29 protein-coding genes are annotated in these 23,321 nt (G+C 59.8%); 12 read left to right on the top strand and 17 right to left on the bottom strand.

Features of this window, described 5'->3' with window-relative positions:
- Position 1 precedes the first annotated feature (1 nt).
- The 6 genes from murJ to ACEW8Q_RS02900 are packed head-to-tail and all read left to right on the top strand — an operon-like array spanning position 2 to position 6,433.
- Positions 2–1,558: a murein biosynthesis integral membrane protein MurJ gene (gene murJ, locus ACEW8Q_RS02925; RefSeq protein ID WP_373502552.1), complete on the top strand. Its 1,557-nt coding sequence runs from the start codon at positions 2–4 to the stop codon at positions 1,556–1,558.
- A gap of 24 nt (positions 1,559–1,582) precedes the next feature.
- On the top strand, positions 1,583–2,350 hold the full coding sequence (gene ubiE, locus ACEW8Q_RS02920) for a bifunctional demethylmenaquinone methyltransferase/2-methoxy-6-polyprenyl-1,4-benzoquinol methylase UbiE (protein ID WP_373502551.1): 768 nt from the start codon (positions 1,583–1,585) through the stop codon (positions 2,348–2,350).
- Positions 2,350–3,912 (top strand): 2-polyprenylphenol 6-hydroxylase, encoded by a 1,563-nt coding sequence (gene ubiB, locus ACEW8Q_RS02915; RefSeq protein WP_373502550.1) that lies wholly within the window; start codon positions 2,350–2,352, stop codon positions 3,910–3,912. Before ubiE ends, ubiB begins: the two co-directional genes overlap by 1 nt.
- A gap of 42 nt (positions 3,913–3,954) precedes the next feature.
- Positions 3,955–5,181: a bifunctional phosphopantothenoylcysteine decarboxylase/phosphopantothenate--cysteine ligase CoaBC gene (gene coaBC / locus ACEW8Q_RS02910; protein WP_373502549.1), complete on the top strand. Its 1,227-nt coding sequence runs from the start codon at positions 3,955–3,957 to the stop codon at positions 5,179–5,181.
- The gene (gene dut, locus ACEW8Q_RS02905) at positions 5,178–5,618 is read left to right on the top strand and encodes a dUTP diphosphatase (RefSeq protein ID WP_373502548.1); all 441 of its coding nucleotides are present in this window, start codon (positions 5,178–5,180) and stop codon (positions 5,616–5,618) included. Before coaBC ends, dut begins: the two co-directional genes overlap by 4 nt.
- Positions 5,618–6,433, top strand: coding sequence for a ThiF family adenylyltransferase (locus tag ACEW8Q_RS02900; protein WP_373502547.1), 816 nt, complete (start codon positions 5,618–5,620; stop codon positions 6,431–6,433). The genes dut and ACEW8Q_RS02900 overlap by 1 nt, the downstream gene beginning before the upstream one ends.
- An 8-nt stretch (positions 6,434–6,441) precedes the next feature.
- Here ACEW8Q_RS02900 and fabI read toward each other — a convergent pair whose 3' ends face one another.
- From fabI to fabA, 3 genes are read right to left on the bottom strand one after another with little or no spacing between them, the layout of a single operon-like run.
- Positions 6,442–7,233, bottom strand: coding sequence for an enoyl-ACP reductase FabI (gene fabI, locus ACEW8Q_RS02895; protein WP_373502546.1), 792 nt, complete (start codon positions 7,231–7,233; stop codon positions 6,442–6,444).
- A 17-nt stretch (positions 7,234–7,250) separates the two neighbouring features.
- On the bottom strand, positions 7,251–8,465 hold the full coding sequence (gene fabB / locus ACEW8Q_RS02890) for a beta-ketoacyl-ACP synthase I (protein WP_373502545.1): 1,215 nt from the start codon (positions 8,463–8,465) through the stop codon (positions 7,251–7,253).
- A gap of 13 nt (positions 8,466–8,478) precedes the next feature.
- On the bottom strand, positions 8,479–8,991 hold the full coding sequence (gene fabA, locus ACEW8Q_RS02885; RefSeq protein ID WP_373502544.1) for a 3-hydroxyacyl-[acyl-carrier-protein] dehydratase FabA: 513 nt from the start codon (positions 8,989–8,991) through the stop codon (positions 8,479–8,481).
- Between the two features lie 167 nt (positions 8,992–9,158).
- Here fabA and irrA point away from each other — a divergent pair, with 167 nt between their 5' ends.
- Positions 9,159–9,578: an iron response transcriptional regulator IrrA gene (gene irrA / locus ACEW8Q_RS02880; protein ID WP_373502543.1), complete on the top strand. Its 420-nt coding sequence runs from the start codon at positions 9,159–9,161 to the stop codon at positions 9,576–9,578.
- 4 nt (positions 9,579–9,582) lie between these two features.
- Here irrA and ACEW8Q_RS02875 read toward each other — a convergent pair whose 3' ends face one another.
- Positions 9,583–10,443: a methylated-DNA--[protein]-cysteine S-methyltransferase gene (locus ACEW8Q_RS02875; RefSeq protein WP_373502542.1), complete on the bottom strand. Its 861-nt coding sequence runs from the start codon at positions 10,441–10,443 to the stop codon at positions 9,583–9,585.
- A 65-nt stretch (positions 10,444–10,508) separates the two neighbouring features.
- Complete coding sequence (locus ACEW8Q_RS02870; RefSeq protein WP_373502541.1) at positions 10,509–10,904, bottom strand: DUF2244 domain-containing protein; 396 nt, start codon at positions 10,902–10,904, stop codon at positions 10,509–10,511.
- Between the two features lie 123 nt (positions 10,905–11,027).
- Here ACEW8Q_RS02870 and nth point away from each other — a divergent pair, with 123 nt between their 5' ends.
- Positions 11,028–11,687: an endonuclease III gene (gene nth / locus ACEW8Q_RS02865; RefSeq protein ID WP_373502540.1), complete on the top strand. Its 660-nt coding sequence runs from the start codon at positions 11,028–11,030 to the stop codon at positions 11,685–11,687.
- Here nth and ACEW8Q_RS02860 read toward each other — a convergent pair.
- Positions 11,659–12,321 (bottom strand): EI24 domain-containing protein, encoded by a 663-nt coding sequence (locus tag ACEW8Q_RS02860; RefSeq protein ID WP_373502539.1) that lies wholly within the window; start codon positions 12,319–12,321, stop codon positions 11,659–11,661. The two genes, nth and ACEW8Q_RS02860, sit on opposite strands and share 29 nt — an antisense overlap.
- Before the next feature lie 80 nt (positions 12,322–12,401).
- Here ACEW8Q_RS02860 and ACEW8Q_RS02855 point away from each other — a divergent pair, with 80 nt between their 5' ends.
- Positions 12,402–13,397, top strand: a complete 996-nt coding sequence (locus ACEW8Q_RS02855; RefSeq protein WP_373502538.1) for an adenosine kinase — start codon at positions 12,402–12,404, stop codon at positions 13,395–13,397.
- On the opposite strand, the gene coaA is transcribed toward ACEW8Q_RS02855, so the two are convergent.
- Genes coaA through hisB form a run of 7 tightly spaced genes read right to left on the bottom strand, consistent with a single transcriptional unit; the run spans position 13,392 to position 17,879 of the window.
- Positions 13,392–14,342, bottom strand: coding sequence for a type I pantothenate kinase (gene coaA, locus ACEW8Q_RS02850; protein ID WP_373502537.1), 951 nt, complete (start codon positions 14,340–14,342; stop codon positions 13,392–13,394). The two genes, ACEW8Q_RS02855 and coaA, sit on opposite strands and share 6 nt — an antisense overlap.
- A gap of 2 nt (positions 14,343–14,344) precedes the next feature.
- Complete coding sequence (locus ACEW8Q_RS02845) at positions 14,345–14,677, bottom strand: phosphoribosyl-ATP diphosphatase (protein ID WP_373502536.1); 333 nt, start codon at positions 14,675–14,677, stop codon at positions 14,345–14,347.
- Between the two features lie 21 nt (positions 14,678–14,698).
- The gene (gene hisF, locus ACEW8Q_RS02840) at positions 14,699–15,460 is read right to left on the bottom strand and encodes an imidazole glycerol phosphate synthase subunit HisF (protein WP_373502535.1); all 762 of its coding nucleotides are present in this window, start codon (positions 15,458–15,460) and stop codon (positions 14,699–14,701) included.
- Positions 15,454–16,191: a 1-(5-phosphoribosyl)-5-[(5-phosphoribosylamino)methylideneamino]imidazole-4-carboxamide isomerase gene (hisA, locus tag ACEW8Q_RS02835; protein ID WP_373502534.1), complete on the bottom strand. Its 738-nt coding sequence runs from the start codon at positions 16,189–16,191 to the stop codon at positions 15,454–15,456. Before hisA ends, hisF begins: the two co-directional genes overlap by 7 nt.
- On the bottom strand, positions 16,188–16,838 hold the full coding sequence (gene hisH / locus ACEW8Q_RS02830) for an imidazole glycerol phosphate synthase subunit HisH (protein ID WP_373502533.1): 651 nt from the start codon (positions 16,836–16,838) through the stop codon (positions 16,188–16,190). The genes hisA and hisH overlap by 4 nt, the downstream gene beginning before the upstream one ends.
- 7 nt (positions 16,839–16,845) lie before the next feature.
- Positions 16,846–17,286: a DUF2628 domain-containing protein gene (locus tag ACEW8Q_RS02825; protein WP_373502532.1), complete on the bottom strand. Its 441-nt coding sequence runs from the start codon at positions 17,284–17,286 to the stop codon at positions 16,846–16,848.
- Positions 17,286–17,879 (bottom strand): imidazoleglycerol-phosphate dehydratase HisB, encoded by a 594-nt coding sequence (hisB, locus tag ACEW8Q_RS02820; RefSeq protein WP_373502531.1) that lies wholly within the window; start codon positions 17,877–17,879, stop codon positions 17,286–17,288. Before hisB ends, ACEW8Q_RS02825 begins: the two co-directional genes overlap by 1 nt.
- A gap of 124 nt (positions 17,880–18,003) precedes the next feature.
- On the opposite strand from hisB, the gene hslV reads away from it, so the two are divergent.
- Positions 18,004–18,546: an ATP-dependent protease subunit HslV gene (hslV, locus tag ACEW8Q_RS02815; RefSeq protein WP_373502530.1), complete on the top strand. Its 543-nt coding sequence runs from the start codon at positions 18,004–18,006 to the stop codon at positions 18,544–18,546.
- Complete coding sequence (hslU, locus tag ACEW8Q_RS02810) at positions 18,543–19,847, top strand: ATP-dependent protease ATPase subunit HslU (RefSeq protein ID WP_373502529.1); 1,305 nt, start codon at positions 18,543–18,545, stop codon at positions 19,845–19,847. Before hslV ends, hslU begins: the two co-directional genes overlap by 4 nt.
- On the opposite strand, the gene ACEW8Q_RS02805 is transcribed toward hslU, so the two are convergent.
- Genes ACEW8Q_RS02805 through ACEW8Q_RS02790 form a run of 4 tightly spaced genes read right to left on the bottom strand, consistent with a single transcriptional unit; the run spans position 19,837 to position 22,707 of the window.
- Positions 19,837–20,208, bottom strand: coding sequence for a helix-turn-helix domain-containing protein (locus tag ACEW8Q_RS02805; RefSeq protein WP_373502528.1), 372 nt, complete (start codon positions 20,206–20,208; stop codon positions 19,837–19,839). The two genes, hslU and ACEW8Q_RS02805, sit on opposite strands and share 11 nt — an antisense overlap.
- Complete coding sequence (locus ACEW8Q_RS02800; protein ID WP_373502527.1) at positions 20,205–20,798, bottom strand: Smr/MutS family protein; 594 nt, start codon at positions 20,796–20,798, stop codon at positions 20,205–20,207. The genes ACEW8Q_RS02805 and ACEW8Q_RS02800 overlap by 4 nt, the downstream gene beginning before the upstream one ends.
- Positions 20,795–21,904 carry a murein transglycosylase A gene (locus tag ACEW8Q_RS02795; protein ID WP_373502526.1) on the bottom strand — a complete coding sequence of 370 codons (1,110 nt, stop codon included), beginning with the start codon at positions 21,902–21,904 and terminating at the stop codon, positions 20,795–20,797. Before ACEW8Q_RS02795 ends, ACEW8Q_RS02800 begins: the two co-directional genes overlap by 4 nt.
- A 47-nt stretch (positions 21,905–21,951) precedes the next feature.
- A complete protein-coding gene (locus ACEW8Q_RS02790) occupies positions 21,952–22,707 on the bottom strand; it encodes a Tim44/TimA family putative adaptor protein (protein WP_373502525.1) in 756 nt (251 codons plus the stop codon).
- A gap of 71 nt (positions 22,708–22,778) precedes the next feature.
- Here ACEW8Q_RS02790 and ACEW8Q_RS02785 point away from each other — a divergent pair, with 71 nt between their 5' ends.
- Entirely contained in the window at positions 22,779–23,255 is a 477-nt protein-coding gene (locus ACEW8Q_RS02785) for an FxsA family protein (protein WP_373502524.1), read from the top strand.
- The last annotated feature ends 66 nt before the right edge of the window (positions 23,256–23,321 follow it).

The raw sequence follows: 23,321 nt of genomic DNA, 5'->3' as shown, positions 1-23,321 counted from the left end.
CATGTCGCTCCTCAAATCTGCGGCAACCGTTGGCGGCTTCACGCTCCTGAGCCGCATATTGGGTTTCCTGCGCGACCAGCTGATTGCCTTCACGCTTGGCACCGGACCGGTGGCGGAAGCCTTCTTCGTGGCGCAGCGCTTCCCCAACCTGTTCCGCGCACTCTTTGCCGAGGGGGCCTTCAACAATGCCTTCGTGCCCCTCTTTGCCAAACGGATCGAAGGTGAGGGAGAAAGCAAAGCGCGGCTCTTCGCCATCGAGGTCTTCTCGGTACTGCTGGCCTGGCTGCTCCTGTTCTCCGCCATCGCAATGATCGCGATGCCTGTAGTGATCTACATCATCGCGCCCGGCTTCAAGGCGGACGGCGAGAAGTTCGATCTTGCGGTCGATCTCACGCGGATCTGCTTTCCCTACCTGCTGTTCATGTCGCTCACGGCGTTGCAGTCCGGCGTGCTGAACAGCCTGAACCGTTTCACGGCGGCGGCGGCGGCACCGATCCTTCTCAACATCGTGATGATCGGGTCCAATGTTATCGCGTGGCTCCTGTCGACCGGCAATACGCCCGCGACCGGCTACATCTTCGCCTGGGGCATATTTGCCGCTGGGATCGCGCAATATGCGCTGCTGGCTGTTGCCTGCCGAAGGGCCGGAATGCCGCTGTGGCCGCGCTGGCCCAAGCTGACACCGGACGTGAAGCGGGTCATCAGCCTCTCCGTACCAGGCATCGTTTCGGGCGGCATCATGCAGATTAACCTGGTGATCGCCACCATGATCGCAACGACGATCGATGGCGCGGTGGCCTATCTCTATTATGCCGATCGTCTCTACCAGCTGCCGCTGGGGGTAATCGGTGTCGCCATCGGCGTGGTGCTGCTGCCAGACCTGTCACGAAAGCTCAGGGCGGGGAACGAGGCCGGTGCATTGGCGAGCCAGAACAGGGCCCTTGAACTCTCGCTGTTCCTCACGCTTCCTTCGGCCTTCGCACTGATGGCCATACCCGGGCCGATCATCCACACGGTCTATGAGCATGGGGCATTCACGCGGGCCGACACATTTGCGGTCGCGCCCACCGTCCTTGCCTTTGCATTGGGTCTTCCGGCCTTTTCCATGACCAAGGTGTTTCAGCCTGGTTTTTATGCGCGCGAAGACACCACGACGCCCATGCGCTTTGCGATCGTTTCCGTGATCGTGAACATCTGCGCCAGCTTCCTCCTGTCACACTGGCTGGGGCATGTCGGTATCGCTCTGGCGACATCGATTGCGGCCTGGGTCAACGCGGTACTGCTTGCCGTCACCCTGTCGCGGCGCGGACTTTTCACATTGGACGAACGTTCGCGGCGGCGACTTCCGCGCATCGTGATGTCCAGCCTCCTGATGGGGGCCCTGCTTCTCAGTGGGGCATGGGTGCTGCAGGCGAATTACGTTCAGGGTGCGGGGTTCATGGCAGCGGCCTGGGGCCTGCTACTGCTCGTCACAGGAGGCGCTTTGAGCTATTTTGTCATTGCGCACGTATCCGGGGCCATGCGACTTGGCGAGATCAAGTCGATGCTGAAACGATAGGTCTTTGCCGCTAGAGTTGGCCCCATGACTGACAAGACACCAGAACAGGACGTCGCCTTCGGTTTCCGCCGGGTGGGCGAAGGCGAAAAGCAGGGACTCGTCAACGAGGTCTTTTCCAAGGTCGCGGAACGCTATGACCAGATGAACGACCTGATGTCGGCTGGCCTGCACCGGCTGTGGAAGGACGACTTCGTGGCGATGCTGAACCCGCCACGCGGACAGGCGCCGTTTCATCATCTCGATGTCGCGGGCGGAACGGGCGACGTGGCATTCCGGATCGTGCGTGCAGGCGGACCCAATGTGCGCGTCACCGTCGCCGACATTTCGCCAGATATGGTGGGCGAGGGCCGCAAGCGGGCGGAGGCCGATGGCCTTCTCGGGCGCTGTTCGTTCAGTGTCGGTAATGCCGAGGCGCTGGCGTTTCCAGACAAGAGTTTCGACGGCTATACCATCGCCTTCGGCATCCGCAACGTGACCCACATCGACAAGGCACTGGCCGAGGCCTATCGCGTGCTGAAGCCGGGCGGGCGTTTTCTTTGCCTCGAATTCTCGCAGGTCGACATTCCGCTGCTCGACAAGTTTTATGATTCCTATTCCTTCACGGTGATACCCGCCGTTGGAAAGGTCGTCACAGGTGACGGTCAGCCCTACCGCTATCTCGTCGAATCGATCCGAACCTTTCCGAAGCAGGATGACTTCAAGGCCATGATCGAGGCGGCGGGCTTTGCGAACGTCAGCTACCGCAACCTGACGGGCGGGGTGGTGGCCATCCATTCCGGCTGGCGCATCTGATGTTCTCCAGCCTTCGGCACAGTTTCAATCTGCTGCGCGCAGGCCGTACGCTTGCGGCCTACGACGCCTTGCTGACGCCGGAACAGCTGAAACAGTTGCCCTGGTCGGCCCGTCTCGGCCTTTCGCTTGCGAAGTTTGGTGCCTCGAAACCCTCTGCTGGAACCAGGAACGCCGTGGCCGCAGCGCTTTCGAGCCTCGGTCCCAGCTACATCAAGCTCGGACAGTTCCTTGCCACGCGGCCGGACCTGGTAGGGCCAAAGCGAGCCTTCGACCTCAAATCCCTGCAGGATCGGCTACCGCCGTTTCCAATCGAGGTGGCGATAGAGACGATTCGCGAAAACCTCGGCTCGACTGTCGAAGAACTGTTCACCAGCTTCGGCCCCCCGGTTGCCGCCGCTTCCATTGCACAGGTACACAAGGCAACAAGTCCGGATGGCCGGACGCTTGCGGTAAAGGTGTTGAGGCCGGGCGTGGGCAAGCGCTTTGCCTCTGATCTCGGCAGTTTCTATTTCGCCGCCCGGCTCATGGAGAAGTTCAGCGCGGAGGGGCGGCGGCTTCGACTGATCGCCGCCGTTCACATGCTCGAGCAATCCATGAAGCAGGAACTCGACCTGCGCATGGAGGCATCGGCACTCTCCGAGATGGCGGAGAACACGAAGAACGACCCGGGATTCCGGGTGCCCAAAGTGGACTGGCAACGCACCGCCAGGGATGTATTGACCACCGAGTGGATCGACGGGACGCCTATTTCCGACATCGACAGTCTGCGGGCACAAGGCTTCGACCTGAAGGCGTTGGGTGATACTGTCATCCAGAGTTTTCTTCGGCATGCCATCCGCGACGGATTCTTCCATGCCGACATGCATCAGGGAAACCTGTTCGTCGATTTCGACGGCCGCCTCGTCGCCGTGGACTTCGGTATCGTGGGACGGCTTGGACCCAAGGAAAGCATGTTCCTTGCTGAAATCCTCTACGGCTTCATCACCCGTGATTACCTGCGGGTGAGCCAGGTCCATTTCGAGGCGGGTTATGTTCCCCGTGATCAAGACCCCGCCATCTTCGCGCAGGCGCTGCGGGCGATCGGCGAGCCCATCATGGACCTTTCGGCGACTGATATTTCCATGGCCCGCCTTCTCACCCAGCTTTTCGAGGTGACGGCGCAGTTCAACATGCAGACCCAGCCGCAGCTTCTGTTGCTGCAGAAGACAATGGTGGTTGTGGAAGGTGTCGCGCGGACCCTCAACCCCCAACTCAACATGTGGGTGACGGCCGAGCCAGTGGTCCGCGGTTGGATCGAGCGCAAGCTGGGCCCCGCCGGGCGCCTTGAGGATGCCACTGGCTCACTCGGGCGCATTCTTGCTGGCCTGCCTAACGTGCTCGAGGACGCACGGCGCGGGGCGGAGATGCTGTCCGAGATGGCCAATTCTGGCGGCATTCGTCTGGATGCCGAAACCACTGAGCAGTTGGCCAAGGCCCAGAACCGTCACCAGCGCTGGACCCGATTCTGGCTGGCAATCGCTTCCCTTGCGCTGGTGGTGATCGCCGTCAGGCTGGTGACCTGAGGAGCGTTGGCAGCGCGTGGCGTTTGCTGGCATAATGTCTCCATGACATCGCTCGACGGAAAAACGGTTCTTCTCATCGTCGGTGGCGGAATCGCCGCCTACAAGACCCACGAATTGATCCGACTGCTGAAGACCCGCGGCTGCAGTGTGCGGGTGATCATGACGCGCGCGGCGGAAGAGTTCGTGACCCCGCTGTCGCTGGCAAGCCTTTCGGGTGACAAGGTCTTCACGGCCCTGTTCAGCTTGACCGATGAGGTAGAAATGGGCCATATCCAGCTTTCGCGGGCGGCGGACCTGCTCGTGGTAGCGCCCGCCACGGCCGACCTCATGGCGAAGATGGCGCATGGGCTGGCAGACGACCTCGCTTCGACGGCACTGCTTGCCACCGACAAGAAGGTGCTCATCGCCCCAGCCATGAATGTCCGCATGTGGCGCCACTCGGCCACGCAGCGCAATCTGGCGACCTTGAGGCGCGACGGGATTGCCGTGGTAGGGCCGAATGATGGCGAGATGGCCTGCGGCGAATTCGGACCGGGCCGCATGGCGGAGCCCGCCGAAATCGTCGATGCCATTGCTGGTCTGCTCAAACCGCCGACGCTTCCACTTGCTGGCAAGAAGGTTCTGATCACCGCAGGCCCAACGCGAGAGCCGATCGATCCCGTGAGGTTCATCTCCAATCATTCCTCCGGCAAGCAAGGCTATGCCATTGCAAGAGCGGCAGTGGCACTCGGGGCTGAAACCATACTGGTCTCCGGCCCTACCTCGTTGCCGATTCCGCCGGGCGTGCAGATGATGCCGGTGGAGACTGCGACTGAAATGCTGGAGACGTGTGAAGGCGAATTGCCTGCCGACATTGCGATCTTTGCCGCGGCGGTGGCGGATTGGCGCATCGCGCAGCACTCGGATGAAAAGATCAAGAAGGGTAAAGGCAATCCACCCACTCTCTCGCTTACGGAAAATCCCGATATCCTGAAGACCGTTGCCACCCGAAAGGCGGATCGGCCGCAGATCGTCGTCGGGTTTGCAGCCGAAACCGGGAATGTCATCAAGCACGCAGCCGACAAGCTGACACGCAAGGGCTGCGATCTGATCGTCGCCAATGATGTCAGTGCCGAGAGCGGCGTGTTCGGCGGCGACCACAACAAGGTTCATCTCGTCTCGTCCTCAGGCATCGAGAGCTGGCCCGACATGAGCAAGGATGACGTGGCTCACAAACTCATGGAGCACCTGACCGTCATGCTGCTTTCTTCTCAGGAGGCAGCACGGTGACCGGCGTGAAGATCAGAAGGCTTCCCCATGGCGATGGCTTGCCTTTGCCGGCTTATGAGACGGCTGGCGCTGCTGGGATGGACCTGCGTGCGGCTGAAGCCACCACACTAAAGCCAGGTGCGCGCTTCCTGATGCCGACGGGCATCTCGATCGCCCTGCCCTCAGGCTTCGAGGCCCAGGTTCGGCCGCGGTCCGGTCTTGCGGTCAAGTATGGGGTGACGGTGCTCAATGCGCCGGGCACTGTCGATTGTGATTATCGGGGCGAGATAAAAGTGCCGCTGATCAATCATGGTGACGCCGATTTCGTCATCGCGCGCGGTGACCGCATCGCCCAGATGGTGATCGCGCAAGTGACGCAGATTGACTGGCAGGAAGTGACTGCGCTCGATGACACTTCGCGGGGTGCCGGTGGTTTCGGGTCCTCGGGAACGCGTTGATGGCATTCTCCTCCGATGAGATCGATCGCTATGCCCGCCATTTGGTGCTCCACGAAGTCGGCGGACCGGGCCAGAACAAACTGAAGCAGTCTAAGGTGCTGGTTGTCGGGGCAGGCGGGCTTGGCGCGCCTGTTCTATACTATCTTGCTGCCGCTGGCGTCGGCACCATCGGCATCATCGATCACGACACAGTCAGCGTGTCGAACTTGCAGAGGCAGATCGTGCACACGACCGCGCGCGTCGGAGTGTCCAAGACTTCGAGTGCAAGGGAGACATTGCAGGGTCTCAACCCTCATGTTCATGTTGTTGAGCATAATCACCGGCTCACAGCGGAGAACGCGCTCGAAATCGTGAGCGGCTACGATGTGGTCGCCGATGGATGCGATAACTTTCCCACGCGTTTTCTCGTGAGCGATGCATGCTTCTTTGCGAGGAAGGTTCTTGTCTCGGCAGCCGTTGGGCAGTTCGACGGCCAGATATCGACTTTCAAGCCGCACGAGACATCGCCTGAAGGTACGCCGTGGCCCACCTATCGCTGCCTCATGGGTGAGATTCCTCTGCGCGGACTTTTTCCAGCCTGCGAGGAGGCGGGCGTGCTCGGTGCGTTGCCGGGCATATTAGGGTCGATGCAGGCGATGGAGGTCATCAAGGAAGTTCTTGGCATCGGTGACAGCCTTGCAGGCCGCTTGCTGATGTATGACGCTCTCGCCACCCGCTTCTACGAAACGCGGTTGTCCTGGAACCCGGACAATCCGATCAATGGCCGCAACGCCACGATCACGTCACTCGTGGCCGAGAACTACCTCGACCGCTGAAGTGGCGCTTACGAATTGCCGTTTTTCAAGTCCTCGGGGCGCGGCATCGAGATAATGTTGTAGCCAGAATCCACATAGTGGATTTCACCCGTCACACCACCTGACAAGGGCGACAGGAGATAGAGCCCCGCTCCGCCGACTTCATCGAGTGTGACGGTGCGGCGCAGAGGTGCGTGGTCCTGCTGATAGCTGAACATGGCGCGCGCATCGCCAATGCCAGCGCCTGCCAGCGTCCGCATGGGTCCGGCCGAGATGGCATTCACGCGGATGCCTTGCGGCCCATAGTCAGCGGCGAGGTAGCGGACGGAGGATTCAAGTGCCGCCTTGGCAACGCCCATGACATTGTAGTTCGGCATCACCCGCACCGAACCACCGTATGTGAGGGTCACGAGAGACCCGCCATTGGGCATGAGCTCGGCCGCGCGGCGCGCGATCTCGGTGAAGGAGAAACACGAGATCACCATGGTACGGGTGAAGTTGTCGCGCGTGGTGTTGGCGTACTTGCCCTTCAGCTCGTTCTTGTCGGAGAAGGCAATGGCATGGACAACGAAATCGATGCTGCCCCACTTGGTCTTGAGTGCGTCGAACACCGCATCGACCGTCGATACGTCCTCAACATCGCAGGGAAGAAGAACATCGGAACCGACGGACTCCGCCAACGGCTTCACACGACGGCCAAAAGCCTCACCCTGATAGGTGAAGGCCAGCTCCGCACCATGGCGGTGCAATTGCTGCGCGATGCCCCAGGCAATGGAGTGGTCATTCGCCACGCCCATGATCAGTCCGCGGCGGCCTGCCATCAATTTTTCTGTCATGATCAGCCGTTGTACCGCTGGAAGACGAGGGTTGCATTGGTGCCGCCGAAGCCGAAGCTGTTCGACATCGCGACATCGACCTTGGCATTGTCGATGCGCTTGCGGACGATGGGAATGTCGGCGAATTCCGGGTCGATCTCTTCGATGTTCGCACTCTCGCAGATGAAGTTGTTCTTCATCATGAGGATCGAGTAGATCGCCTCCTGGACACCCACTGCGCCCAGCGAATGGCCCGTGAGAGACTTGGTGCCTGAAATCGGCGGAATGTCGTTGCCGAAGACGGCGCGGATCGCCTCGATTTCTTTCTTGTCTCCGATGGGCGTCGAGGTCGCATGCGGGTTAATGTAGCTGATCTTTTCCTTAACACCCGCCATGGCCTGCCGCATGCAGCGGATTGCGCCCTCGCCCGAGGGCTGCACCATGTCGTAGCCGTCGGAGGTTGCGCCATAGCCGACGATCTCAGCGTAGATCCTGGCGCCACGCGCCTTCGCATGTTCGAGTTCTTCCAGGACCACGGTGCCGGCACCGCCAGCAATCACGAAGCCATCGCGGTTCTTGTCATAGGCACGCGATGCCTTGTGGGGCGTGTCGTTATACTTCGACGACATGGCACCCATCGCGTCAAACAGGACAGAAAGCGTCCAGTCCAGTTCCTCGCCGCCGCCCGCAAACATGATGTCCTGCTTACCCCACTGGATCAGCTCGGCTGCATTGCCGATGCAGTGCGATGAGGTGGCACATGCCGACGAGATCGAATAATTCACGCCGCGGATGCCAAAGGGTGTCGCAAGCGTTGCGGAGTTGGTGCTCGACATGGCGGCGGGAACGGCAAAGGGCCCCACACGCTTGGGACCTTTCTCGCGGGTTGTGTCGGCGGCCTGCACGATCGTGCGGGTGGACGGGCCGCCAGAGCCCATGATGATACCTGTGCGGTCGTTCTTGACGTCGTTCTCTTCGAGCCCCGAGTCCACGATCGCCTGCTGCATGGCCGCAAAGTTCCAGGCGGCACCATCTCCCATGAAGCGCCGCACCCGGCGGTCGACACTTTCGAGATCGAAGTTCGGTGCTCCATGGACCTGGCAGCGGAATCCCAGCTTCTCGTAGGAGTCCGCCTTCACGATGCCTGACCGGGCATCATGGAGCGAGTTCAGGACTTCCTGAACGTTGTTTCCGATGCTCGACACGATGCCGAGACCAGTGACGACCACACGCCGCATATTGTTTCCTTTCTCAGGCTGTCGGCTGGAACAGGCCGACCTTCATGTCAGTGACCTGATAGACCGTTTCGCCGTCAGCCTTCATAATTCCGTTAGAAACCGCGAGCTTGAGCTTGCGCAGGATGAGCCGGGTAATCTCCACTTCGTAGGTTACCTTCTTCACGGCAGGTGTCACCATACCCGTCAGCTTGACCTCGCCCACACCGATCGCACGGCCCTTTCCAGATTCGCCCAGCCAGCCGAGGAAGAAACCCGTCATCTGCCACAGTGCATCCAGGCCAAGACAGCCCGGCATGACGGGATCGCCCTGAAAGTGACACGGAAAAAACCACAGATCGGGCTTGATATCGAACTCAGCAACGACTTTTCCAAGACCAGCCGCTCCGCCATCCTTGGAAATCTCCGTAATTCGGTCGAACATCAGCATGGGGGGCAGAGGCAATTGTGCATTTCCAGGGCCAAAAAGTTCGCCGCGGCCACAGGCCAGCAGGTCTTCGTACCCATAGTGCGATTTCTGTCCGTTCATTCTGCCTTCAAACCCCATCTCATCCAGGCAATTGCCGGTTCTGCCGTTCCTATCACATGGGAATCGGGGGTCCAAGTAGGCTTTCAGGCTGGATTCAAGGCGTGTCAGCGCGCCGCATTAGGGTCCAGATTGCTTTGTTTAAGGGGTTTCGCGTATAAGGATTTCCCATGATGTTGTTGCATGACAAAGATTTGGTTGAACGTCTGAGGCTGGCGGGTCTTCGCCCGACCCGGCAGAGATTGTCCTTGGCCGCCATCCTGTTCGGTAATGGAGACCGTCATGTGAGCGCCGAATCGCTTCATCAGGAAGCGGTGGCCGCGCGGATCAATGTCTCGATCGCCACGGTCTACAACACGCTGAACCAGTTCAAGGCTGCCGGACTCTTGCGCGAAGTGGCGTTTGAAGGTGACCGGACGTTCTTCGATACCAACACGTCCAATCACTTCCACTATTATCTGGAGGAAACTGGTGGGTTGGTCGACATCGGAACACAGAATCTCGAAGTGAAGGGCCTGCCGGAACTTCCGCCCGGCACCGAAATCGACCGGATCGACATCATCGTTCGCTTGCGCAAATCGATTCCTTGAACAATCACGCCGCTTTTGGCTGGCCCGAAAGCAATCCAGCCTCCCACCCAAGTATGGCCTGCTTGCGCGTGAGCCCCCAATGGTAACCACAGAGCCCGCCCGACTTTCCCAGTACCCGGTGACAGGGCACCACAAACGAGATGGGATTCTTTCCCACGGCGGTGCCAACGGCCCGTGATGCTCTCGCATTGCCGATGTGAGAGGCAATGTCGGAATAGGTCGTTGCCCGGCCCATCGGGATCTTCAGAAGGGTCTGCCAGACCCGGGTTTCGAAATCCGATCCAATGAATACGATACGCAGGGGCTGTTCGGCTTGCCAACGTGTTTGATCAAATATTCTGGAGACGATCGGTGCGGTCACGGAAGCGTCGTTGACATATTCCGCGTCCGGCCAGCGCCGCCTCATGTCCTCGAAAGTCGCCTGTTCCTGTCCGGGATCGGCAAAAGCCAGTCCGCAGATGCCATACTCCGTCATCATCACAAGAACTTTGCCAAACGGACAGTCATGAAAAGCATGGCGGATGGTAAGGCCTTTGCCCTTGGCCTTGTATAGTCCAGGCGACATGCCTTCATGGGTGACGAAAAGGTCATGGAGCCGGCCCGGTCCCGACAGCCCTACTTCGTAGGCCGTGTCCAGGACACTGGCAGAGTCCCTCAACAGGTTGCGGGCGTGATCGATTGTAAGCGCCTGGACGAAGGCCTTCGGACTGAGCCCGGCCCAGCGTGTGAATAGCCGCTGCAGATGAGCTGCACTCAAGCCGTTCCGTTCCGCCAGGAGTTCGAGGGAGGGTTGCTCCCGCCAGTGCTCCCGCAGGAATTCGAGGTTTTGCCGCACGACCTCATAGTCGCGGGCCGCTTCGGTCATTGTGGATGTCTCGATCATGGCCTGAAGCTAATCGCTTCCAATACCGTTTCCCACCCGAAACCTGATCAGATACGCGGTATGGCCAGCGCCGCCTGAAGGGCAGTGGCGAGTGACTTCCGCTCTTCAGGCGCCAGGAAATCTCCTATGTCGACGCGCGTTTGTCCCGAGATCAAAGACAATCGTCCGATCAGCTCGCGCTCGCGGTCCTCTTCAAGTTCAACTCGCACCCAGCGGCGAACGAATCGTTGCTGTTCAGGCTCTCTCCTTGCTTGCAGGCGGTCGAGAACCAGTTCGCTCTCGGTAATGCTGATCCGCTCTAGCCGGCGGGCATCGGCGAAATTGGCCTTGAAGGCCCACCAGATGAGCGCGACGTCCAAGCCGGCAAACCCGGCAACCGGCCAGGCCCCGATGGCCATGAACAGTCCGCCGACGGCCAGATTGACGGCGGCGACGAGAACCATCACCGTCACGAACCCCTGTTTCGTGAGGCTCCGGTGGGGCGTCAGCGTTGCCTGCCAGGTTTTAGTATTGCCTCTGTCCATCGTGTTGCTCTACCCCTTAAGCGGCAAGGGAACATTGAATTCATGGCCAAAGCAAGCCGCCTCAAACCGCAAGAGATCGAGGAAATGTTCCGCCGGTTTCAGACCTCTAATCCTGAACCCAGGGGTGAGCTCCACTTCGTCAATCACTTTACACTCCTCGTTGCAGTCGTACTTTCGGCCCAGGCCACCGACGAAGGCGTCAACCGCGCGACGAAGCTCCTCTTTGCCATCGCCGACACTCCGGAAAGGATGGTTGCATTGGGTGAAGATACGGTCAGGGACTACATCAAGACCATCGGCCTGTTCCGCGGAAAGGCAAAGAACGTGATCGCCTTGTCGCAACAACTGATCGACAAGCACGGCGGCAAGGTGCCCGACGACCGCGAAGCGCTCGAGGCACTACCGGGCGTGGGACGGAAGACCGCCAATGTGGTGCTGAACATTGCCTTTGGACATCCGACGATTGCGGTAGATACCCATTTGTTCCGATTGGGAAATCGTACGGGCCTGGCGCCAGGAAAGACTCCTATCGAGGTCGAGGCCGGATTGCTCAAGACCGTGCCGAAAGCCTATACGCGTCACGCCCATCATTGGCTGATCCTGCACGGCCGGTATATCTGCAAGGCACGCAAGCCCGAGTGCTACCGCTGCCTCATTTCCGATCTCTGCCGGTTCATACCGAAGACGCCCGAACCGATTTGAACAGATGCGTGAAGTAGGATGTCGCATAAAGCGGCACCGCGAGATTGACGAAGGGCACCAGAGACAGGACAGCCGGCAGAAGCCCAGCCATGAAGATGGCAGGCCCGTTGTCCCTCCGCATGATTCGGGCCTCCTCGGCCGTCATGTGCCGCATAGCGACCATTTCGAAATATTCACGGCTGAGCAGATAGGCATTGGCCGCGACGAGGGCCACCGCCCCGATTCCAAAGAATACGACCGGCAAGACAGCGAGATTGACCAGCAGCACGACGAAAAAGAACTGAATGGCGGTCAGAATGGCCTTGCCAGCCGGAAGCGGCACGCCGCGCGGATCGCGCGGGTAGTGCTTGACCTCCACCTTCTCTGCGATACCGTCGAGAAACAGCCCTGCGAAGGCGGCCGCGACCGGAGCCATCAGGAAGAAGAAGGCCACAAGAAGTGCCGCGCCTGTGCCAAGTGCGAGTACCCAATCGGCCCATGGCCAGGAAAACTGTGTGAGTGTCGTCAGTATGACTTCAACGGCGATCAGCACAGCAATGAACAGGCCAATGGTCAGCCCGAGCGCCTTGAGCAGTACGGAGCGGAATTCAGGCGACAGCAGATCGCCCAGAGCCTTGAAGGCAGAGGTAAACATGGATGTCAGGTAATGAGGAATGCTTGCCAGCGCAAGAGAGCTTCGCTAGGGCGGAGGACAAGACAGCTGGAGAGCGGTTCATGAGCGGTTCCGAGTTTGATGTCCTCTGCATCGGCAATGCAATTGTCGACGTGATCGCACGGGTTGACGATACCTTTGTCGCCCGGCATGGACTGGTTAAGGGATCGATGAACCTGATCGATGAGGCCCGGGCAGAGCTGCTCTATGGCGACATGGGACAAGCCATCGAGATTTCGGGCGGTTCGGCCGGCAATACCGCTGCGGGCGTTGCCTCACTCGGCGGGAAAGCCGCCTATTTCGGCAAGGTGAAGGCAGATCAGCTCGGCGCCATCTTCCGGCATGACATGCGCGCGCAGGGCGTGAGTTTCGACACGCTGGCGGCAAGCGATGGTCCCGCCACCGCACGCTCTTTCATCCTGGTGACGCCCGATAGCGAGCGGACCATGAACACCTATCTCGGCGCCTGCGTGAATTTCACGACGGCGGACGTGGCGGAGAAGGTCGTGCAGAGTGCACAGGTCACCTACATGGAAGGCTATCTCTGGGATCGCCCGGAGGCCAAGGAAGCCTTCAAGCTTGCGGCAAGAATTGCGCGCGCCGCAGGCCGGAAGACGTCCATCACGCTATCAGATTCCTTCTGTGTCGAACGGCATCGAGAGAGCTTTCTTGATCTTATCCGCAATGACATCGATATCGTCTTCGCCAACGAATCCGAGATCAAGTCGCTCTACAAGACACAGAATTTCGATGGCGCGCTGCAAGCCATCGCCAAGGATTGTCCTATCGCGGTTCTCACGCGTTCGTCTGCCGGTTGCGTGGTGGTCAGAGGTTCAGACATTCACTCGGCACCGGCCTACCCCGTCAACAAGGTTGTGGATGTGACGGGCGCAGGCGACCTCTTTGCGGCGGGATTCCTCCACGGGTACACCCATGGCAAGACGCTGCCCGAATGCGCGCAGATCGGTGCAGTTGCCGCAGCCGAAGTCATCTCCCATGTCGGGGCGAGGCCAGAAATCAACCTTCAATCCCACGCCAAGGCGCTGGGAATTCTATAGTTTCCTCAGAAAGACGCTGCGGATGAAATGATCCGCTCCCTTGCGCAGGACGAGGTCTGCCCGCGGCCTCGTTGGGAGCACGTTTTCGCGCAGGTTCACAAAATTGATGGTTTCCCAGATGCGGGTGGCCGTCTCTCGCGATTCGCCGTCGGTGAGCGTTGAGTAGCGGTGGAAGTAGGACTTGGGATTTCTGAACGCGCTGTCGCGAAGCGTCAGGAAGCGTTCGATGTACCAATTCCGGAGGTCGCCCACATCCGCATCGATATAGATCGAGAAATCGAAGAAATCCGAGGTGTTTGGAATACCGCGGCCATCCCTTGGGGGGCGGCCTGTCTGCAACACGTTCAATCCTTCGACGATAAGAATGTCGGGCTGGTCGACGACCGCGCGTTCATCCTTCAGCACATCGTAGGTCAGATGAGAGTACAGGGGGGCGGTCACATTCCGTTTTCCTGCCTTGATGTCGGACAGGAAGCGCAGAATGGCGGGCAGGTCATAACTCTCCGGGAAACCCTTGCGCGTCATCAGCCCTTCGCGCTCAAGGATGGCATTGGGCAGCAGAAAACCGTCGGTCGTCACCAGGTCGACCTTCGGGTGCTTCGGCCATCTGGCGAGGAGACGCTGCAGGATACGGGCGGTGGTGCTCTTTCCGACCGCGACGCTCCCGGCCATACCGATCACGTAAGGCACCTTGCGCTCACTCAGGTGCAGGAAATTGTTGGTGGCGCGGAACAGCCCCTGGGTGGCAGCCACATAAAGGTTCAAAAGACGGGACAGCGGGAGATAGATGGTCTCGACTTCTGCAAGATCAATGCGATCATTGAGGCCGCGGAGTTCATCGAGATCCTGCTGGTTGAGCGTCATCGGCGTATCGGCGCGAAGCGCCGACCATTCATCGCGCGAGAAGCGGCGGAACGGTGAGACTTCCTTGACCAGTTCTTCCATGATCAGTCCTTGGGCCTTGAGGCCTTCTCGGCAATACCGCTCACGCCTTCGCGCTTTGCCAGTTCCGCCATGACATCGACAAGCCTTACGTCCGCGGCCTCAAGCAGAACTAGCAGGTGATAGAGCAGGTCCGCCGATTCCGACGCCAGATGCTGCGGGTTACCCTTGACAGAAGCGAGAGCCGTTTCCAGCGCTTCCTCGCCCAGTTTCTTGGCGCACTTCTCTACGCCCTGCGAAAGCAGTTTGGCAGTGTACGACGTGTCCGGTGACGCGCCCTTGCGGCTTGCCACCACGTCCGCAAGGCTGCCCAGAACTTCGAGCCGATGATCAGACATGACGTTCCCCTCCGCCTTTCACTAGCACAGGCGCATGGGGATGCCATTGGCCGAAAGGTGGCGCTTGGCTTCCGCGATGGAGTAGGTTCCAAAATGAAAGATCGATGCGGCGAGGACGGCGGCCGCATGGCCTTCCCGGATACCGTCGACCAGATGATCGAGGGTTCCAACGCCCCCTGAAGCAATAACAGGCACAGTGACGGCATCGGCGATGGCACGCGTCAATTCGATATCGAAACCTCGGCCAGTGCCGTCGCGGTCCATGGACGTCAGGAGGATTTCGCCTGCGCCAAGCGCCACGACCTCCTTTGCGAAGCTGACAGCATCGATGCCGGTCGGCTTGCGGCCGCCATGGGTGAAGATTTCCCATGTGCCTTGCCCTGTTGACTTAGCGTCGATGGCAACGACCACACACTGCGCCCCGAATTTCTCGGCGGCCTGACGGACGAAATCACGGTTGGCAACAGCAGCGGAGTTGATCGACACCTTGTCGGCGCCAGCCAGAAGCAGCTTGCGGATATCGTCAAGCGCGCGGACGCCGCCTCCGACAGTCAGCGGCATGAAACAGGCTTCCGCCGTGCGCTGGACTACATCGAAAATAATACCGCGGTTCTCGTGCGTCGCCGTAATATCGAGAAAGCAGAGCTCGTCGGCGCCTGCCGCATCATAGGCCTTGGCGATCTCGACCGGATCTCCGGCATCGCGGAGATCGACGAAGTTCACGCCCTTGACGACGCGGCCATCCTTGACATCAAGACAGGGAATGAGGCGGGCCTTCAGCATGGCGCGGCCTCTTCGAACAGACGAAGCGCCGTTGGAACGTTGATACGGCCATCATAAAGGGCACGCCCCGATATTGCGCCTTCAAGTATGCGGCAGTCGGGTTGGGTCAGCCGATGAATGTCATCCATCGAGGCAAGGCCGCCGCTCGCTATGACAGGTATGTCTACTGCATTGGCGAGCTCGAGTGTCGATTCGATATTGAGTCCCTTCAAAATGCCGTCGCGATCAATATCAGTAAAAATGATGGCTGAGACACCCACATCAGCGAAGCGGTTGGCCAGTTCAATCGCGGTCAGATCCGAGGTTTCAGCCCAGCCCTCAACCGCCACCCGCCCCGACTTCGCATCGATTCCTACCGCAACGCGGCCAGGAAAAAGCTTGCAGGCTTCGCGGACAAGCTCCGGATTTCTCAACGCGACCGTGCCGAGTATGACCCGCCGGATGCCTTTCGCGAGCCAAGACTCGACCTGATCCAGACTGCGGATGCCGCCGCCGAGTTGCACTGGAATGGAAACGGATTTCAGAATCGACTCGACAGCAGCCTCGTTGACTGGACGTCCTGCAAAAGCGCCGTTGAGGTCAACAAGATGCAGCCAGGAAAAACCCTGTGACTGGAAGGTTGCAGCCTGCGCTCCGGGATCATTGTTGAAGACAGTGGCCTGCTCCATATCTCCCAACTTGAGGCGCACGCATTGGCCGTCTTTCAGATCGATGGCTGGAAACAGGATCACGGGCGCCACCTTAGAAAATTGGAAATGAGGGACAGACCGAGGGTCTGGCTCTTTTCAGGATGAAATTGCGTCCCCGCCATGTTGTCGCGCCCAACCATGGCTGTCACAGCCATGCCATGGTCCGTCGTCGCAATCACGTCCGCCCGACTCCTGGCTTCCAGGTGAAACGAGTGGACGAAATAGGCGTGGAGTCCATTCTCGCCCAGTTTGATACCTTGGAGCAGCGCATGCGGCTGCAGCACATCGAGTGTATTCCACCCCATATGCGGAATCTTGAATGAAGGATCGCGTGGTGTGATTGGCTTCACGTCTCCTGGAATCCAGCCAAAGCCTTCGGTCACGTCATGCTCCAGCCCGCGTGTCGCCATGAGCTGCATGCCGACACAGATTCCGAGGAACGGCTTGGCGCGGATGATGACTTCCGATTCGAGCGTTTCCCACATGCCGGGAACGGCTTTCAGCCCCTCGCAGCAATCCTTGAAGGCCCCGACACCCGGCAGCACAATCCGGTCAGCCTTGCGAAGCGCTTCCGGGTCCGCCGTTACGAGAATTGGGGCATTGAGCCCGCTGTCATGCGAGGCCCGCTCGAAGGCCTTGGCGGCGGAATGCAGATTGCCGGAGCCATAGTCGATGATTGCAACGCTCATGGCCGTCTCAAACGTTGCCGAAGATGCCAAGGGTGTCGTGCGGCTGAGGCCGGTAGGTCGTCAGGACCGGAGCAGGCTGCACCGCCTGGCGCCGCTGGGAGAAATAATCCAGCTCTGCCGCCTCAAGGCTGGAAGCTTCCACGAGCCCGGCCTTGCGAAAGCCGGCACGCTCCAGTGACATGACCTTCAGCCTGCGGGCCTCGAATCCGAAGATGAGGGCGAGGCCGAATTCGGTTGCTGCCATGCTTGCCTCATTCAGTCCAAAGGCGCTGACGGAGACACTGAGTGCGACAAGGATGGCGAAGATGATGGCCGCCACGATCCACATGCGGTTCCAAAGCGCCCAGATCACGGTCAGCACCAGTGCTGCGCCCGAGAAGCCTTCCTTGACGAAAGCAACCCGGTCGACCCGGCCATCTGGCGCTTCGAGAACAGTGTAAAGCGCCATCAGCCCGCCAGCGATCCCTTGGTGGAGGGAATCCTGTCCTTTTGCCGGGGATCGATTTCCAGGGCTTCACGAAGGGCGCGCGCCAGTGCCTTGAAACACGACTCGGCGATGTGATGATTGTTGTCGGCGTAGAGCGTCTCGACATGCAGCGTCACGCCGGCATTCATGGCGAAGGCCTGAAACCACTCACGCACCAGTTCGGTGTCGAACGTCCCGATCTTCGGCGCGGTAAAATCCACCTTCCAGATGAGAAAGGGCCTGCCTGAAATGTCAATCGCAGCGCGGGTCAGCGTGCCATCCATCGGAAGATGCAGGCTTGCGTAGCGCCGGATTCCCTTGCGGTCGCCAAGCGCCTTGGCCACGGCCTGACCGATGGCGATGCCTGAATCCTCGACCGTGTGATGGTCATCGATGTGGAGGTCACCGTCGGCGCGGAGCGTGATGTCGATCAGCGAATGCCGGGACAATTGCTCCAGCATGTGATCGAGAAACCCGACGCCTGTCTTGACGTCAAACACACCCGTTCCATCGAGATCGACGGAAACGGAGAGCCGGGTTTCATTGGTCTTGCGATCGATCGAGGCCTTGCGCATCGAGGGGCTTCCGAAAGGTGAATGCCGCCGCCTCTTAGCAGATGCAAAAGGAAATGGCCAAGGGTGGCTTTTCTTTGAGCGCCGGGCGGCCTACATCTCAGCCATTGGCAGGAAAGGACTTTGCGTGGCAGAGGTTCAGACATGGCACGGGACGACCATTCTTTCGGTTCGCAAGAACGGCAAGGTGGTGATCGCCGGCGACGGACAGGTGAGCCTCGGCCAGACCATCATCAAGGGCAATGCCCGCAAGGTGAGGCCTCTGGGGGGCGGTCAGGTGATCGGCGGTTTCGCAGGCGCCACCGCCGATGCCATGACGCTGTTCGAGCGCCTTGAGGCCAAGCTGGAGCAGTATCCCAGCCAATTGACCCGCGCCTGCGTGGACATGGCAAAGGATTGGCGGACCGACCGCTATCTGCGGCGGCTCGAAGCGATGATGATCGTTGCGGATCGGTCAGTCACACTTGTGCTGACCGGCACAGGCGACGTTCTCGAACCTGAGAAGGGCATCATCGCCATTGGCTCAGGTGGCAATTATGCGCTGGCAGCGGCCAGAGCACTGGCCGACACCGACCTCGACGCGGAAGCGATCGCGCGGAAGGCCATGGGCATAGCTGCGGAAATCTGCGTCTACACCAACAACAACCTGACTGTAGAAAGCCTCGCATGACCGACTTCTCCCCACGCGAGATTGTATCCGAACTCGACCGCCACATCGTGGGCCAGACAGACGCCAAGCGCGCGGTCGCGATCGCGCTCCGCAACCGCTGGCGGCGCAAACAGCTCGAAGGGTCGCTCCGTGAAGAGGTGATGCCCAAGAACATCCTCATGATCGGCCCTACCGGCGTGGGAAAGACCGAAATTGCACGGAGGCTCGCAAAGCTGGCGAATGCGCCCTTCCTGAAGGTGGAAGCGACCAAGTTCACGGAAGTCGGCTATGTCGGCCGCGATGTGGACCAGATCGTACGTGATCTCGTCGAGTCCGGCATCGCGATGGTGAAGACGGCGCGGCGCAAGGATGTCGAAGCGCAGGCACAGCTCAATGCCGAGCGCCGCGTGGTCGAGGCCCTGGTCGGTGCGAACGCCTCGGAATCGACGCGCGAGGCATTTCGTAAAAAGCTGCGCTCGGGCGAGATGGACGACAAGGAAATTGAGATTCAGGTGGCGGATACCGGCGGAGCGGGAAGTTTCGAGATTCCGGGTATGGCCGGTTCGTCGGCGAGCGTCATCAATCTGTCCGACATGCTGGGCAAGGCCTTTGGCGGTCGGACCAAGTCGCGGCGCATGAGCGTGAAGGCCAGCCATGACGTGCTTATGGCGGAAGAATCGGACAAGCTTCTGGATCAGGACCAGATCGTTCAGGAGGCGATCGATGCCGTTCAGGAGAATGGCATTGTCTTCCTCGACGAAATCGACAAGATCTGCGCGCGCTCCGAGCGCCAAGGTGCCGACGTCAGCCGCGAGGGTGTGCAGCGCGACCTTCTGCCCTTGATCGAGGGTACGACTGTTTCGACCAAACACGGCGCTGTAAAGACCGACCACATCCTGTTTATCGCGTCGGGTGCCTTTCACATTGCCAAGCCTTCCGATCTTTTGCCGGAACTGCAGGGCCGGCTTCCGATCCGCGTCGAACTGAAGGCGCTCGACCGTGACGATTTGCAGCGCATTCTGACCGAACCGGAAGCCAGTCTCATCCGGCAGTACCGGGCCCTGCTTGCGACAGAGGGCGTCACGCTGGATTTCACCGAGGACGGCATCGCAGCTATCGCGGGAATTGCCGCCGACACCAATGCAAGCATCGAAAACATCGGGGCACGGCGCCTTCAGACAGTGATGGAACGGCTGCTGGACGAAGTGAGCTTTCTGGCACCCGACCGCTCAGGCGAAACGGTGGTGATCGACAAGTCCTACGTCGATTCCCATGTCGGCAATCTTGCGCGGAATGCCGATCTGTCGAAGTTCATCCTTTAGGTTTTTGCCTGCGACGGTTGAGTACCGCCACAAGTTCATCCAGCGTTGCAGCGTCCAGTTTGCCAATGTCATCGGCCAGCCGGTTCGCCAGCTCGGTCGCCCGCGGACTGAGACCAGCGGTATCGATGGTGATGCGGGGGTGGGAAATGCGGGCAAGCCTCACGACCTCCTCGGCATCGTCCCAGATGATGTTGAAGTAGGTCAGGATACGCTGGATCAGATGCCAGCCCGGACGGCCGCGCTTGCCATGCTCAAGAGCGGACAGATAGGCGGAAGAGACCCCGATCGCCTCGGCCATGTCCTTCAAGGTAACGCCACGCTCCATCCGGAGCTTGCGCATCCTGTCGCCGAAAGGCGTCATCGGTCGTCCCTGATCCGCCTGACGCGGACATAAAAGGCGCCGCCGCCGCCATGCTTGGGGTGGGCAGGCTGATACCCCGACACCACGCTGCGGAATTCCGATTCATGAAACCAGTCCGGAACCAGCCGACGAAGCCGACCGGCACGCTCGGGCGAATGAAAATGATCCGATCCGTGCAGGGTATGGCGCGAGTAGGGCGAGTCGCCCTTACCCGTGATCACCAGAACAGTACGCGATCCCATAGCCTGCGCTTCGCGGAGAAACTGCAGCAGATGAATGCGGGCCATTTCGATGCCGCTGCCGTGAAGGTCGAGGCGGCGTTCGATCTCCACCTGGCCACGGGTGAGTTTCTGTGTGGTGCGGCGGTCAAGGCCAGTGATCTGCGGCGGCGACTTGTGAAGCGGCGAAGGGACATGGACGTGCGGTGCAGAAACGTGCGGCGTTTGCGGAACCGGAGTTTGCCTCTTCTTGTCGACAGGAGTCATACCTGTGGACAGGGGAGAGGCCGCTCTCGAGGCGCGGTGACGCAATGGCTTGATGGTTTTGGCCGTTTCGAACCAGAGGTCGAAATCCGGAGGCTTCCTGCTCACGGCAGAAGTCCGAGGTCTTTGGCGACACTCGTGGGAAGCAGCACCGTCATGGTGCCGGGGCTCTTCATGTGACCCGCGCTGACCGCCGCCTTTTCTCCAAACCCCCAGAACACATCGCCGCGGGCAAGCCCGGTGATGGCGCTGCCTGTGTCCTGTGCGATGAGCAGATGCCGGAAGTTTCGAAGGATGGTGCCATCGCCTTCAGGAACGGACGTATCAAGCCATACCGGCGTACCAAAAGCCCATTGCGACCGGTCAATGGCCAGGCTCCGCATGGGAGTGAGTTGTACGTGTTGTGCGCCAAGCGCCCCCAGTTCCTGATTTTCAAGCTCAACTTCCCGGAAGAAGATGAAGGACCGGTTTTCCCACATCAGTTCACGGGCAGCCGCCGGGTTGTCCACCATCCATGCGCGCAAGGCTTGCATCGACATGTCCTCGCGCCTGATGACGCCACGCTCGACCAGCAGCGCACCAATTCCCGTGTAGGGCAGTCCCGATTTTGCACTGTAGGACAGACGGATGATCGAGCCATCCTCAAGCCGCACACGGCCAGAACCCTGGACATGAATGAAAAAGGCATCGGCCCAGTCCCTCAGCCAGACAAGCTCAAGCCCCTGTGCGTCGAGACGGCCCTGCTCGATCTCCTTGCGGCTGAAGTAGGGCTGGGGCTTACCGTCGACGCGGCGGCCATAGGCCAGTCCTGACTCACGCTGTTCTTCCTCCGAGAATGAAACGAGGTCGGCGGGCTTCCGGTAGATCGGAACGCGATAGGTTTCGCTTCGCTCACGGGCGCCAGCTGCCTCAGGTTCGAAATAACCCGTGAAGAGACCGGCTGGCCTGGACTGATCGATCACTCTGAAAGGCTGAAAGCGGGCCTCGAAGAAACGCCGCGCATCGCGGGCCTCGAAAGCCTCCTGGCACAGAATCTTCCACGCTTCTCGCGTTCCGGCAAACCTGACAGGCCGAGCAAAGCCCGCTCCAGTATCAAGGATTTCGCGGCACGACAGCCGGAAGGCATCCAGGGCTGCATCGTGGTTGTCGATACTCCAGCCTGCAAGGTCTTGAAAGGAAACGGGTTCGAGCGTTGGTTCTGATTCAGTGGACATGGCAGCCGATACTGACAGGAGAAGCCAGAGAGCGGCAATCCATGGTATCAAGCTGGTGCCTGCGTCGCCACCAGCTTCCAGTTCGGGTCGCGCGAGGTCACGTCGCGTTCAAAGGTCCACACATCGGTGACTTCCCGGATATGCATGGGATCACCCTCCACGAGGTCACCCGACTTCGAGTATGTCGCGGTTATCAGTTCACTGACGAAGCGCAGGGTGATGCTGGCCCTGGAGCCAACAAGGCTGGCCTGCTCGATCTTGGCCTTGTCGATACCTACAAAGCGGGATTCCACACGCTGGCCCGCCGCCTCGCGATCATCGATTGCCCCCGCAAATCCCTCGAATACATCCCTGGAAAGAAGGTTCTTCAGAGCAGCCTTGTCGCCCTTTGCAAAGCTATCGATGATCATCTCGTAGGCCATCTTCGCGCCTTCAACGAAGGTACGCGGGGTGAAGGCGGGGTCGGCTGAGGCGAGGTTTTCCAATGCAGCCGCAAGTTCGGAATCTGGCTCGGCAAAGCCCTTCCAGACGGGTTCCGCAGGTTCGCGCTCTTCATTTTGCTGTGGCGCAGGATTCGCGTTCTGGGGAAAGCGTATGACTGTCCCGGGTGGATCGGATGTCTTGTCGACGTCCTGGCGTTTTGCCTGAAAGGGATCGATCGGCGGCTTTTCCGTTCCGGTACGTGTGCCCAGCACCGACTTCAGCCGCCAGAAGACGACCAGGGCGACGGCAAGAAGAAGAATATTCAGTGGATCAAAGGTCATAGCGTGTTCCAGACAGGAAAGCCGTTTCAGATGGGCCACCCCCGAAAGTTGGCGCCGCGGACAGTTGGCTCCTATATATAGAAGGGGACCCACGGGTCCAAGACCAAAGGATGCTGTTTTCCTTCATGCTGCGTTTTCTGCCTTTCCTGTTCCTCGTCGGCGTGGCCCTTGAGATTGCTTCGATCATCTGGATCGGCGGCCTCGTCGGCGTGCTCCCCACCTTGCTGCTCCTGTTTGCAGGCGGCATGATCGGGATTGGTCTGTTCCGGTCGGCCGGTGCCAATATGCTCCAGACACTCCGATCACCTATTCAGCAGGTGTCCTTGCAACAGGGCCTTGCCGGCAAAACGATGTTGCGCGTGGCGTCCGGCTTTCTCTTCATCATTCCGGGTTTCTTCAGCGACATCGTCGCGCTATTCCTTCTGCTTCCTCCCGTACGAAATTTTCTCATCTCCAAATTCAAGGTCGAAACATTCCCGGCTGAGATGTCAGCTTCCCGGCGATACGATACCGTAATCGAGGCGGAAGCCATCGAAATCACAGGCGAAACGGAAGCACCGCGAACTAAAGGCAGAGACCGGCAATGACATGCCGTGCCGTTCTGCCGACTTGCGAGCGCAATGACGTCATGTTAGCCAAGGCACATCATTTCC

It is taken from the genome of Aestuariivirga sp. (genome assembly GCF_041738905.1).
Lineage (GTDB): Bacteria > Pseudomonadota > Alphaproteobacteria > Rhizobiales > Aestuariivirgaceae > Aestuariivirga.
The sequence above is the reverse complement of the archived record's forward strand: the minus strand, read 5'-3'. Positions and strand labels throughout refer to the sequence as shown.